Origin of the sequence: Ramlibacter sp., from assembly GCF_028292805.1 — a bacterium.
In the GTDB taxonomy this organism is placed as follows: domain Bacteria; phylum Pseudomonadota; class Gammaproteobacteria; order Burkholderiales; family Burkholderiaceae_C; genus Ramlibacter.
This window is the reverse complement of sequence record NZ_JAQGLS010000022.1, coordinates 1-11938: the sequence shown is the minus strand read 5'-3', so window position 1 is coordinate 11938 and position 11938 is coordinate 1. Positions and strand designations below refer to the sequence as shown.

At 68.4% G+C, this 11938-nt stretch carries 12 protein-coding genes; 6 read left to right on the top strand and 6 right to left on the bottom strand.

Annotated elements, in window-relative coordinates:
* The 4 genes from JWP65_RS01105 to JWP65_RS01090 all read right to left on the bottom strand — a co-directional run.
* On the bottom strand, nucleotides 1–1054 hold a 1054-nt coding region (locus tag JWP65_RS01105; RefSeq protein ID WP_299759525.1), incomplete at its 3' end, for an enolase C-terminal domain-like protein.
* A gap of 1 nt (nucleotide 1055) precedes the next feature.
* The gene (locus tag JWP65_RS01100; RefSeq protein ID WP_299759523.1) at nucleotides 1056–2021 is read right to left on the bottom strand and encodes a tripartite tricarboxylate transporter substrate binding protein; all 966 of its coding nucleotides are present in this window, start codon (nucleotides 2019–2021) and stop codon (nucleotides 1056–1058) included.
* Between the two features lie 32 nt (nucleotides 2022–2053).
* Nucleotides 2054–2965 carry a 5-dehydro-4-deoxyglucarate dehydratase gene (gene kdgD, locus JWP65_RS01095; protein ID WP_299759521.1) on the bottom strand — a complete coding sequence of 304 codons (912 nt, stop codon included), beginning with the start codon at nucleotides 2963–2965 and terminating at the stop codon, nucleotides 2054–2056.
* Between the two features lie 82 nt (nucleotides 2966–3047).
* Nucleotides 3048–3773, bottom strand: a complete 726-nt coding sequence (locus tag JWP65_RS01090; RefSeq protein ID WP_299759519.1) for a FadR/GntR family transcriptional regulator — start codon at nucleotides 3771–3773, stop codon at nucleotides 3048–3050.
* Nucleotides 3774–3877: 104 nt separating this feature from the next.
* On the opposite strand from JWP65_RS01090, the gene JWP65_RS01085 reads away from it, so the two are divergent.
* The 6 genes from JWP65_RS01085 to JWP65_RS01060 are packed head-to-tail and all read left to right on the top strand — an operon-like array spanning nucleotide 3878 to nucleotide 9506.
* Nucleotides 3878–4699 (top strand): NAD(P)-dependent oxidoreductase, encoded by an 822-nt coding sequence (locus JWP65_RS01085; protein WP_299759517.1) that lies wholly within the window; start codon nucleotides 3878–3880, stop codon nucleotides 4697–4699.
* Nucleotides 4700–4739: 40 nt separating this feature from the next.
* Entirely contained in the window at nucleotides 4740–5720 is a 981-nt protein-coding gene (locus JWP65_RS01080; RefSeq protein ID WP_299759515.1) for a TRAP transporter substrate-binding protein, read from the top strand.
* Between the two features lie 13 nt (nucleotides 5721–5733).
* Nucleotides 5734–6264: a TRAP transporter small permease gene (locus tag JWP65_RS01075; RefSeq protein WP_299759513.1), complete on the top strand. Its 531-nt coding sequence runs from the start codon at nucleotides 5734–5736 to the stop codon at nucleotides 6262–6264.
* A complete protein-coding gene (locus JWP65_RS01070; RefSeq protein ID WP_299759511.1) occupies nucleotides 6264–7547 on the top strand; it encodes a TRAP transporter large permease in 1284 nt (427 codons plus the stop codon). The genes JWP65_RS01075 and JWP65_RS01070 overlap by 1 nt, the downstream gene beginning before the upstream one ends.
* Before the next feature lie 10 nt (nucleotides 7548–7557).
* Nucleotides 7558–8553 carry an NAD(P)-dependent oxidoreductase gene (locus tag JWP65_RS01065; protein WP_299759509.1) on the top strand — a complete coding sequence of 332 codons (996 nt, stop codon included), beginning with the start codon at nucleotides 7558–7560 and terminating at the stop codon, nucleotides 8551–8553.
* A gap of 2 nt (nucleotides 8554–8555) precedes the next feature.
* Nucleotides 8556–9506, top strand: a complete 951-nt coding sequence (locus tag JWP65_RS01060) for an SMP-30/gluconolactonase/LRE family protein (protein ID WP_299759527.1) — start codon at nucleotides 8556–8558, stop codon at nucleotides 9504–9506.
* Between the two features lie 89 nt (nucleotides 9507–9595).
* Here JWP65_RS01060 and JWP65_RS01055 read toward each other — a convergent pair whose 3' ends face one another.
* Both JWP65_RS01055 and JWP65_RS01050 read right to left on the bottom strand, forming a co-directional pair.
* Nucleotides 9596–10819 (bottom strand): M20/M25/M40 family metallo-hydrolase, encoded by a 1224-nt coding sequence (locus JWP65_RS01055; RefSeq protein WP_299759507.1) that lies wholly within the window; start codon nucleotides 10817–10819, stop codon nucleotides 9596–9598.
* A partial coding sequence (locus JWP65_RS01050) for a hydantoinase/carbamoylase family amidase (protein WP_299759505.1) occupies nucleotides 10816–11938 on the bottom strand: 1123 nt, incomplete at its 5' end. The genes JWP65_RS01050 and JWP65_RS01055, both read right to left, overlap by 4 nt.

Sequence of the window (11938 nt, the reverse complement as noted above, 5' to 3'; positions counted from 1 at the left end):
CGCCGACATGGGTGAACATCGCCAGCGAGATGTCGAAGTGGTTGTTGGAGTGCGAGCCCCAGGTCAGGCCCCAGTCGCGGCAGGTCTGCGCCACGCGCACCGAGCCGGCCATGGTCCAGAAATGCGGGTCGGCCAGCGGGATGTCGACCGACTGCAGCGCCAGCGAATGGGCCAGCTGGCGCCAGTCGGTGGCGACCATGTTGGTGGCCGTCGGCAGGCCGGTGGCGCGGCGAAATTCCGCCATCACCTCACGGCCCGAAAAGCCGTCCTCGGCACCGCACGGGTCTTCCGCATAGGCGACCACGCCGTGCATGTCCTTCATCAGGCGGATCGCGTCTTTGAGCAGCCAGCCGCCGTTCGGGTCCAGCGTCACGCGGGCCTGCGGAAAGCGCTCGTGCAGCGCGCGGATCGCTTCGACTTCCTCTTCGCCGCGCAGCACGCCGCCCTTGAGCTTGAAATCCTGGAAGCCGTAGCGCTGCTGGGCCGCCTCGGCCAGCCGCACGACTGCTTGCGGCGTCATCGCCGTTTCATGGCGCAGGCGTGACCAGTCGTCCTGCGCATCCGGCTCGCTGGCGTAGGGGCGGTCGGTCTTGGTGCGGTCGCCGACGTAGAACAGGTAGCCGAGCATCTGCACGGCGTCGCGTTGCTGGCCTTCGCCAAGCAAAGCCGCCACCGGCACGCCCAGGTGCTGGCCTTGCAGGTCGAGCAGCGCAGACTCGACCGCCGTCACCGCATGGATGGTGGTGCGCAGGTCGAAGGTCTGCTGGCCGCGGCCGCCGGTGTCGCGGTCGGCGAAGCTGGTTCGCATCGCATCGAGGACCGATTGCAGCTGGCCGACGGGCTGGCCTTCGACCAGCGCCCGCGCATCTTCCAGCGTCTGGCGGATCTTCTCGCCGCCCGGCGCCTCGCCCAGCCCGGTGTGGCCGGCGTTGTCGGTGACGATGACGATGTTGCGGGTGAAGAAGGGGGCATGCGCTCCCGACAGGTTCAGCAGCATGTCGTCCCGGCCGGCGACCGGGACCACGCGCATGCGCTTGACCACAGGCGAATTCATGTCAGTCCGCGGTGATTTTCCGCGTTTCGATCAGCTGCTTCCACTTGGCGTATTCGGCTGCCTGGAAGCGGGCGAACTGCTCGGGCGTGTTGGCGACGATCTCGAAGCCTTGCGCCACCAGCTTGTCCCTGACGGTGGGGTCGTTCATCGCGGCCGCGATGGCGGCCTGTAGCCGGCTCTTGATGTCCGCTGGCACGCCACGGGGGGCGGCGACGGCTTGCCAGGATTGCACTTCGGCACCCTTGACGCCCAGTTCGTCCAGCGTCGCCACATCCGGCAGCAGGGTCGAGCGCTTGAGCGAGGAGACGGCCAGCGCGCGCACCTTGCCCGCCTTGATGTGCTGGATGATGCTGTTGATGTTGACGAAGGCCGAGTCGACCTGGTTGCCCAGCAGGTCGTTGATGGCCGGGCCGCCGCCCTTGTACGGGACGTGCAGGCCTTCGGTGCCGCTTTGCTGCCAGAACAGTTCGGCCGACAGATGGTCGGAGGAGCCGTTGCCCGAGGAGGCGAAGCTCACCTTGGCGGGCGTCTTCTTCAGGCCGGCCAGCAGCTCGGCGACGCTCTTGTAGGGCGAGGCGGCGGGAACCACCAGCACGTTGGGCGCCTGCACCACGACCGTGATCGGGTCCAGGTCTTTGAGCGCGTCGTACTGCACGCCCTTGATCAGGTGCGGGGCGATGACGAACGGGCCGAGCGAGGACACGAACAGCGTGTAGCCGTCGGCCGGCGCGCGCTTGACGAAGGCCGCGCCGATGGTGCCCGTGGCGCCCGGCTTGTTGTCGACGATCCAGGTGCCACCCAGCTTCTTGGGCAGCTCCAGCGCCAGCACGCGGGCGATGGCGTCGGTGGAGCCGCCCGGGGGGAACGGCACGACCATCGTGACCGGCTTGTCGCCGGGATAGGTTTGCGCGCCGACGGCGGCGCAAAAGGCCAAGGCCAGGCCCAGCAGCGTTTTTTTCGTGTTCATGTCTGTCTCCTTTGGGATTGCGCGAGTTGCTGCTATTGCGCGCCGAGCTTGCGGATCAGCGCGGCCAGCTCGTCCACTTCCTGCGGCTTGAGGTCGCAGATCGGCGGCCGCACCGGGCCGGCCGTCTTGCCGACGATGGTGGCGCCGGCCTTGACGATCGAGACGGCGTAGCCCTCGCCCTTGTTGCGGATGGCCAGGTAGGGCAGGAAGAACTCGTCCAGCAGGCGGCCGGTGGTGATGGTGTCGCCGGACTGGTAGGCGTTGTAGAACTCGATGGCAGTGCGCGGCACGAAGTTGAACACCGCCGACGAATAGGTGGGCACGCCAAGGGCCTTGTAGGCCTGGGCGTAAACCTCGTGTGTGGGCATGCCGCCGATGTAGACGAAGCGCTCGCCCAGCTGCTGGCGGATGGAGACGATGCGCTCGATGTCGCCAAGGCCGTCCTTGAAGCCGATCAGGTTGGGACAGCGCTCGGCCAGCTTGAGCAGCGAAGTCGCGGTGAGCCTGGTGGCGCCGCGGTTGTAGACGATCACGCCGATCTTGACGCTCTTGCAGACCGCGTCGACGTGCTGCACCAGGCCGTCCTGGGTGGCTTCGGTCAGGTAGTGCGGCAGCAGCAGCACGCCTTGCGCGCCGTTGCGCTCGGCTTCCTGCGCGTACTTGATGGCCAGGGTGGTGCCGCCGCCGGCGCCGCCCACGATGGGCACGCGGCCCTTGCAGGTTTCTGCAGCGGTCTTGATGACGCCGGCGTACTCGCCTGGCTCCAGCGAGAAGAACTCGCCGGTGCCGCCGGCGGCGAACAGCACGGTGGCGCCGTACGGCATCAGCCATTCCAGCCGGGCGGCATAGCCGCGCGGGTCGAATTGCAGCTGGCTGTCGAAATCCGTCAGCGGGAAGGACAGCAGGCCCGAGGACAGGGCGGTCTTGAGTTCGTGCGGCGCCATGTGGAGTCCAGTCGGGAGGTATGACATCGTACAACTGGATGCGCCAAAATTGCTTAAATGGTCGGGACGCCGCCGGGGTGAATCAGCGGCTTTCGGCGGCCCGCCGGCGCCGCTCCCGGCTGTTCGCGAGGTGGGTCCGCATGGCGGCCCGGGCGCCCTCGGGATCCTCGCGAGCGATGGCATCGACGATGCTTTCATGCTCGCTGTTGACGCGTCGCAGGTAGGCCTGCCGCTCGGGCGTCAGCGGCCCGGGCGGCTCCAGCCGGGCCCGCGGAATCATCATGCCGCCCAGCGTGGCCATCAGGTCGACGAAGTGGTGGTTCTGGCTGGCCTTGGCGATCTCCAGGTGGAACTGGAAGTCGGGGCCGACGGCGTCGCGGCCTTCCTCCAGGGCGGCGTTGAAAGCCACCAGCGCCGAGCGCAGCGTCGTCAGGTTGTCGGCGGTGCGGCGGGCCGCGGCCAGGGCCGCGCATTCAGTCTCGACGGCGATGCGCAGCTCCAGCACCGCGATCACGTCCCGCAGCGTGCCCAGCTGGTCGGGCGAGATCCGGAACGTCGAGGGATCGCCCATGCCGACCACGAAGGTGCCGACGCCGTGGCGGGTCTCCACCAGGCCGGCCGCCTGCAGCCGCGAGATCGCCTCGCGCACCACGGTGCGGCTGACGCCGAACTCCTCCATGATGGCCGCCTCGGTCGGCAGCTTGACCGCCGGTGCCAGCGATCCTTCGCGGATGCGACCGGTCAGCGCATCGACCACGTCGTGCGCCAGGCTGCGCGGGCGGCGCCGCGCCAAGCCGGCATCGTTCATCGGGAAAACCCTCTAAAAATCGACATGAAGTCTAAGGCATCCTTGTACGACAACTTGGGATGTGTGACAAGAGCGCGAACCGCACTCTCTTTCTTCGGAACCTCATGAGCGCCTCGCCGACCACGCCGATTTCAGCCTCGCGTTTGCTCCTGACCGGGGCCGCCGGCGCCCTGGGACGCCAATTGCGGCCGCGCCTGCGCGCCCGTTGCAGCCTGCTGCGGGTGAGCGACGTGGCGGCCATGGAGGTCCCGGGCGAAGGCGAGGAAGTGGTACAGGCGGCGCTGGAAGACCGCGCCGCCGTCCATGCGCTGGTGGCCGGCATGGATGCGGTGGTCCACCTGGGCGGCGTCTCCACCGAGCAGCCGTTCGACGCGATCCTGCCGGCCAACATCGTCGGGGTCTACAACCTGTACGAGGCGGCCCGCCTGCACCAGGTCCGGCGCATCGTCTTCGCCAGCTCGAACCACGTCACCGGCTTCTACCGGCAGGACCAGGTGATCGATGCCGCCATGCCGGTGCGTCCCGACGGCTACTACGGGCTGTCCAAGGCGTTCGGCGAAAACCTGTCGCGCTTTTACTTCGACCGGTACGGAATCGAAACGGTCTGCCTGCGCATCGGCTCGTCCTTTCCGGAACCGAAGGACCGCCGCATGCTCGCCACCTGGCTGAGCTACCGCGACCTCGAGCGGCTGGTGGTCGCCAGCCTGACCGCCCCGGTGGTGGGCCACAGCATCGTCTACGGCATGTCCGACAACGCCACCAGCTGGTGGGACAACACGTCCGCGCGCCACCTGGGCTATCGGCCGCAGGACAGCTCCGAGCCGTTCCGCGCCGGCGCCGAGGCCAGGCAGCCTCAGCTGGACCTGCAGGACCCCACGGCCATCTTCCAGGGCGGTGGTTACGTGCGCATCGGCCCGTTCGACTGACCACCCGCGCCACCCGGCACAAGACCCACTGGAGACCACCATGCAGAACCGACGCCACCTGATCCGTTCCGCGCTGTCCGCCGCGGCCATCGCCTGCGCCCTTCCGGCCGCCGCGCAGACCCTCACGCTCAAGGCGAGCGACGTGCACCCGGCCGGCTACCCGAACGTGGTGGCGGTGGAGAACCTGGGCAAGAAGCTGGAGGCCGCGACCAAGGGCCGGATCAAGCTCCAGATGTTCCCCGGCGGCGTGCTCGGAAGCGAAAAGGAGGTGGTGGAGCAGACCCAGGTGGGCGCCATCCAGATCGCGCGCATTTCGCTGGGCGTGCTCGGCCCGGTGGTGCCCGACGTCAACGTGTTCAACATGCCCTTCGTCTTTCGCGACGAAGCCCACATGCGCAAGGTGATCGACGGCCCGATCGGCCGCGAAATCCTGGACAAGATCAGCAGCAGCCCGGCGCGGCTGGTGGCACTGGGCTTCATGGATTCCGGCTCGCGCAGCCTGTACACCAAGAAGCCGGTGCGCGCGCCGGCGGACCTGAAGGGCCAGAAGATCCGCATGATGGGTAACCCGCTGTTCGTCGACACGATGAACGCGATGGGGGGCAACGGCATCTCCATGGGCCACACGGAGGTGTTCGGCGCGCTGCAGACCGGCGTGATCGACGGCGCCGAGAACAACCCGCCGACGCTGTTCACCTCCAACCAGTACACCACCGTCAAGTACTACACGCAGACCAACCACCTGATCATCCCGGAAATCTTCGTGATGTCGAAGGTCACCTGGGACAAGCTGTCCAAGGACGAACAGGCGCTGGTCAGGAAGTTCTCGCGCGAGGCGCAGATGGAGCAGCGCGGCCTGTGGGACAAGAGCGTGGCCGAGTACACGGGCAAGCTCAAGGCCGCCGGCATCGAATTCATCAACACCGACACCAAGCCCTTCTACGACGCCACTGCGCCGGTGCGGGCCAAGTACGGCGCCCAGTTCACCGACCTGATGAAGCGCATCGCCGACGTCAAGTAAGCGGGCGGCTCCCATGACCCACCCCATCGTCCGCTTCCTGGACGGGCTGTACCTTGCCTGCATCTGGATCTCCGGCCTTGCGCTGGTGGTGATGTGCATGATCATCCCGATGGGCGTGTTCGCCCGCTACGTGCTCGGCTTCGGCGCCCAGTGGCCGGAGCCCGTCGCCATCCTGATGATGGTGGTGTTCACCTTCTTCGGCGCGGCGGCGGCCTACCGCGCCGGCGCCCACATCGCCGTGTCCATGCTGACCGACCGCCTGCCGGCCGCGCTGGAGAAGGCCTGCGCCGGCTTGGTGCACCTGGCGATGCTGGCGGCCAGCGGCTTCGTGCTGGTGTGGGGGATGAAACTGGTGCAGGGCACCATGGGCCAGACCATCAGCGAGCTGCCGTGGCTGCCGGTGGGCATCACCTACCTGGCGCTGCCGCTGGGCAGCCTGGTCACCCTCCTGTTCGTGCTGGAGCACATGGTGTTCGGCCCGCAGCACCTGCGCCCCGTGGTCACCTTCGACCACGAGCCCGAGGTGGCCGAGGTTGCGCTCTGATGGACACGCTCGTCCTGCTGGGGAGCTTCTTCCTGTTCATGATCGTCGGCGTGCCGGTCGCCTACGCGCTGGGCCTGGCCGCGCTGGCCGGCGCGCTCTGGATGGAGCTGCCGCTGGACGCGGTGATGATCCAGATCGCCTCCGGCGTCAACAAGTTCTCGCTGCTGGCGATCCCGTTCTTCGTGCTGGCCGGCGCCATCATGGCCGAGGGCGGCATGTCGCGCCGGCTGGTCGCCTTCGCCGGCGTGCTGGTGGGCTTCATCCGCGGCGGCCTGTCGTTGGTGAACATCCTGGCCTCGACCTTCTTCGGCGCGATCTCCGGCTCCTCGGTGGCCGACACCGCGTCGATCGGCTCGGTGCTGATCCCGGAGATGGAGCGCAAGGGCTACCCGCGCGACTTCGCCACCGCCGTCACCGTCAGCGGCTCGGTGCAGGCCATCCTGATCCCGCCCAGCCACAACGCGGTGATCTATTCGCTGGCCGCCGGCGGCGGCATCTCCATCGGCGCGCTGTTCATGGCCGGAGTTCTGCCCGGGCTGCTGCTCGGGCTGACGCTGGCCATCCTGTGCCTGTTCATCGCCAAGAAGCGCAACTTTCCCAAGGGCGAGGTCATCCCGCTGCGGCAGGCGCTGCGCATCTGCGTGCAGGCGCTGTGGGGCCTTGCCACGCTGTTCATCATCCTGGGCGGCATCCTGTCGGGTGTGTTCACGGCGACCGAATCGGCCTCGATCGCGGTGCTGTGGGCCTTCTTCGTCACGATGTTCATCTACCGCGACTACAAGTGGCGGGAGCTGCCCAAGCTGGTCCACCGCACCGTCAAGACGGTGTCGATCGTGATGATCCTGATCGGCTTCGCGGCCAGCTTCGGCTACCTCATGACGCTGATGCAGATCCCGCTGAAGGTCACCGCCTTCTTCGCCTCGGTGTCCGACAACCGCTACGTCATCTTGCTGATGATCAACCTGCTGCTGCTGGCGCTGGGCACGCTGATGGACATGGCGCCGCTGATCCTGATCCTCACGCCCATCCTGCTGCCGCTGGTGACAAAGCTGGGCGTCGACCCGGTCCACTTCGGCATGATCATGATGGTGAACCTGGGGATCGGACTGCTGACGCCGCCGGTGGGGGCGGTGCTGTTCGTCGGCAGCGCGGTGGCCAAGCTCAAGATCGAGGTGGTGGTGAAGGCGCTCTATCCCTTCTTCGGCGCCTTGCTGCTGGTGCTGGCCATGGTCACCTACATCCCCGCCATCTCTCTGTGGCTGCCCGGCCTGATGTTCAAGTGAGCACCGCACGATGAAGCCGCGGGTGCTGCTGACGCACGGCGAATCCGCGCGACGCAACTACTACGGCGCGGCCTCGCTGGAGGCGCTGCAGGCGATCGCCCAGGTGCGGCTGAATCCGCGGGAGGCGCCCTTGCTGGGCGAGGCGCTGGTGGCGGCGGCGCGTGGCTGCAGCGTCATCATCAGCGACCGCCAGGCCGCCGCGCCGGCAAGCTTGTTCGAATCCTTGCCGGAGCTGGCCGTGTTCCAGCGCTGCGCCGTCGACGTGCGCAACATCGACCTGGCGGCGGCCGGCGCCGCCGGCGTGCTGGTGACCCATGCCAGCGCCGGCTTCGGCAACGCGGTGGCGGAATGGGTGCTGGGCGCGATGATCGCGCTGGCCCGTGGCCTCGGCGACGGCGTCGACGCCGACCGCGGCGGCCTGCAGCCCGCCGTGCGGATGGGGCGGGAATTGCGCGGCGCGACGCTGGGCATCATCGGCTACGGCGTGATCGGCAGGCGCCTGGCCGAGATCGGCCAGGCGCTGGGCATGCGGGTGCTGGTGGCCGACCCGTTCGCGACCGTGGCGAACCCCGCCATCACGGTGCTGCCGCTGGACGAGATGCTGCCGCAGGCCGACTTCGTGGTGTGCCTGGCGCCGGCCACTGCGCAGACCGGGAACCTGATGAACGCGCAGCGCTTCGCCGCCATGCAAGGGGACGCGTTTTTCGTCAATGCTTCACGCGGCGAGCTGGTGGACGAGGCCGCCCTGCTGCAGTCGCTGCAGGATGGCCACCTGGGCGGCTGCGCCCTCGACGTCGGCCGCGCGCCGGACCAGATGCCGTCACCCGCGCTGGCAGCCCACCCTCGCGTGCTGGCGACGCCGCACACCGGCGGACTCACGCCACAGGCGGCGGAACACCAGTCGCGCGAGACCGTGGCACAGTTGGCCGAGCTGCTGGCCGGGCGCATGCCGGTCGGCGCACTGAACCCGGGGCAGGCGAGGCGCCTGCACCTTTTGCCGAGGTGACCGTGACCGCCTTCGACCCCAGCACCCGCTACCCGGACCCGCGCATCGAGGTGCTGCACGAGCGCTTTCGCGCACTGCGGCTGTACAGCAGCACGGTGGAGCGGCTGGCCACCGGGCTGCGCTGGGCCGAAGGCCCGGTCTGGTTCGGCGATGGCCGCTACCTGCTGGTGTCCGACATTCCCAACAACCGGATCGTGCGCTGGGACGAGTGCTCCGGCGCCGTCAGCGACTTTCGCGCGCCGTCGAACAACGCCAACGGCCTGGGCCGTGACCGCCAGGGGCGGCTGCTCGCCTGCGAGCACCTGACGCGCCGGATCACGCGCACCGAGTACGACGGCGCCATCACCGTGCTGGCGGATCGCCACGATGGCAAGCGGCTGAACTCGCCCAACGACATCGTCTGCGCGGCCGATGGCAGCGTCTGGTTCACCGACCCGAGCTTCGGCATAGTCGGCTATTGGGAAGGCGAGCCGGCGCAACAGGAGCTGCCGCATGCGGTGTACCGGATCGCGCCGGACGGCCAGTTGAAGCAGGTGCTGGCCGACCTGGCCGGGCCGAACGGGCTGGCGTTCTCGCCCGACGGATCGCTGCTGTACCTGATCGAAAGCCGGGCCGTGCCGCACCGCAAGATCTGGGCGTATGACCATGCAGGCGGCCAACTGTCGAACCAGCGGCTGCTGGTGGATGCGCAAGGGCCGGGCGCGCTCGACGGCTTCGCCGTCGACGTGCAAGGCAACCTGTGGTGCGGCTGGGGCACCAGCGGCGCTGCCGGAGCGGAATCGGAAGGGATGGACGGCGTGCGCGTGTTCGCGTCGGACGGCGCCGCGATCGGCCACATCCATCTGCCGGAGCGCTGCGCCAACGTCTGCTTCGGCGGCCGGCACCGCAACCGCCTGTTCATGGCGGCGAGCCATTCGCTTTACGCGCTGTATGTGAACACCCAAGGGGCGTGACGCCAACCATGTCATCCCGGGCCTGACCGGGGATCCGGGCGGCACGAGCGCTGTCGCCGGACTGCAAGTCGAACCCGCAGTGACAGGGGCTATTGCAGCAGGTCGTACAGAGTCCGCGCCACCACCTTGGTCGCCCTGCGCAGGTCTTCCAGTTCCAGCCGCTCGTCCGCCCGCTTGGCATGCGACTCCAGCACCGTGCGCGGACCCGCGCCGTAGATCACGCCGGGAATCCCCGCCTCGCCGTACAGCCGCACGTCGGTGTACAGCGGTGTGCCCATCGCGGGAATCTCCTGCCCGAACAGTGCCTTGCCATGCTTTTGGATCGCCTCCACCAGCGGCTGGTTGCCAGCCAGCGGCTTCAGCGCATTCGCCAGCAGCATGCGCCTGATCTCCACCCGGACGCCACGGCATTGCGCGGCCGCATCGGCGATCACCTGCCGGATGTTCGCCTCGACCTCGACCGGGTTCTCCTCCGGGATCATCCGGCGGTCCAGCTTGAACATCACCTTGCCCGGCACGACGTTGGTGTTGGTGCCGCCTTCGATGCGGCCCACGTTCAGGTAAGGGTGCTTGATGCCGGCGACCTCCGAGCTCACCTGCCGGTACATCGTGTTCTGTGCATAGAGCGCATTCAGGATCGCGACCGCGCCCTGCAGCGCGTCGATGCCGGTGTCCGGAATGGCCGCGTGCGCCATCTTGCCGTGCACCGTCACCTCCATCTGCAGGCAGCCGTTGTGGGCGGTGACCACCTCGTAGCTGAAGCCGGCGGCGATCAGCAGGTCGGGCCTGGTCAATCCGTTCTTGAGCAGCCAGCCCGGGCCCAGCTCGCCGCCGAACTCCTCGTCGTAGGTGAAGTGCAATTCGACGCCGCCCTTCAAGGCGGTCTGCAGCGACTCCAGCGCCCGCACGGCAAAGGTGAAGCTGGAGAAGTCGCCCTTGCTCACCGCGGTGGCGCGCCCGAAGATGCTGCCGCCTTCGATCTCGCCGCCGTACGGGTCGTGGCTCCAGCCTTCGCCCGGCGGCACCACGTCGCCGTGGGCGTTCAAGGCCACGGTGCGGCCGACGCCGTACTTGCGTCGCACGATCAGGTTGGTGATGGCTTCCAGCCCGTGGGCCCTGACTTCGGCCTCGGGAACGGCATGCCGCTCGGCCTCGAAGCCGAAACCCTTGAGCAGTTCGGCCGTGCGCTCGGCGTGCGGGGCGTTGTTGCCGGGCGGCGTGTCGGTGGGCACGCGCACCAGCTCCTGCAGGAAGCGCACCTGCTCGTCGAAATGCGCGTCGATCCAGGCGTCGAGCCGTTCGTAGGCGCTCATTGCTGCTCCCCGGCGAGTTGCTCGAGCAGGTTGGAGAAGGCCCGCACCGCCAGCTCGATGTCGTCGCCGGTGGTCGACTCCAGCGGGTTGTGGCTGATGCCGGCGTTCTGTCCGCGCACGAACAGCATGGCCTGCGGCAGGATCTCGTGCAGCTTCATGGCGTCGTGGCCGGCGCCGCTGGGCATGCGGTAAAGCGGCACCCCGAGTGCGGCAACCGCCTGCTCCCAGCGCTGCTGCCATTCAGGCGAGCTCGGTGCGGCGGCGGCGCGCATGGTTTGCTCGGCCGTGTGGCCCAGGCCACGCCGCCCGCAGATCGCCTGCAGCCGCGCCAGCACGTCGGCCACCAGCGCGTCGCGCTGCGGGTCGTTCGGGGCGCGCAGGTCGAGCGTGAAGACGCAGCGGCCGGGAACCACGTTGGTCGAGCCGTTGGGAACTTCCAGCATGCCGATGGTGCCGACCGAGTCGCCGTCGCGTGTGGCTCGCTGCTCCACGTACAGGGCCAGTTCGGCCACCGCCACCGCCGCGTCCCGGCGCCGGTTCATCGGCGTGGTGCCGGCATGGCTGGCCATGCCCGTCACCTCGCACGTGTAGCGCACGCCACCGTTGATCGAGGTGACGATGCCCAGCGGCAGGTCGAGTTCGTTGAGCACCGGCCCTTGCTCGATGTGGACTTCGACGAAACCCAGATAACGCGCCGGATCGCGCTTGAGCTGGGCGATCGCTTCCACGCTGGCGGGCAGGCCGGCGTTGCGCATGGCTTCGCGCATGGTGATGCCGGCGGCGTCCTTTTGCTCCAGCCAGTCGGGATTGAAGTGGCCGATCAGCGCGCCGGAGCCGAGGAAGGTCGCCTTGTAGCGCTGGCCCTCCTCCTCGGCAAAGGCGACGACCTCCAGCGCAAACGGCAGCCGCTTGCCTTGCATTGCCAGGGCGCGCACGCAGGCCACCGGCACGTAGATGCCCAGCCGGCCGTCGTACTTGCCGCCGTTGCGCACGGTGTCGTAGTGCGAGCCGGTGAGCAGTGCCTTCGCGCCGGGGCGCTGCCCGCCGTAGCGGCCCACCACATTGCCCACAGCGTCGATGCCCACCTGGTCGAAGCCGGCGTCCTTCATGTCCTGCTCG

Bases quoted from the DNA above. Each gene is read 5' to 3' on its own strand.
- JWP65_RS01100 (WP_299759523.1), bottom strand. From the start codon at position 2,021: ATGAACACGAAAAAAACGCTGCTGGGCCTGGCCTTGGCCTTTTGCGCC.
- JWP65_RS01075 (WP_299759513.1), top strand. From the start codon at position 5,734: ATGACCCACCCCATCGTCCGCTTCCTGGACGGGCTGTACCTTGCCTGC.
- JWP65_RS01080 (WP_299759515.1), top strand. From the start codon at position 4,740: ATGCAGAACCGACGCCACCTGATCCGTTCCGCGCTGTCCGCCGCGGCC.
- kdgD (WP_299759521.1), bottom strand. From the start codon at position 2,965: ATGGCGCCGCACGAACTCAAGACCGCCCTGTCCTCGGGCCTGCTGTCC.
- JWP65_RS01085 (WP_299759517.1), top strand. From the start codon at position 3,878: ATGAGCGCCTCGCCGACCACGCCGATTTCAGCCTCGCGTTTGCTCCTG.
- JWP65_RS01070 (WP_299759511.1), top strand. From the start codon at position 6,264: ATGGACACGCTCGTCCTGCTGGGGAGCTTCTTCCTGTTCATGATCGTC.
- JWP65_RS01055 (WP_299759507.1), bottom strand. From the start codon at position 10,819: ATGAGCGCCTACGAACGGCTCGACGCCTGGATCGACGCGCATTTCGAC.
- JWP65_RS01090 (WP_299759519.1), bottom strand. From the start codon at position 3,773: ATGAACGATGCCGGCTTGGCGCGGCGCCGCCCGCGCAGCCTGGCGCAC.
- JWP65_RS01065 (WP_299759509.1), top strand. From the start codon at position 7,558: ATGAAGCCGCGGGTGCTGCTGACGCACGGCGAATCCGCGCGACGCAAC.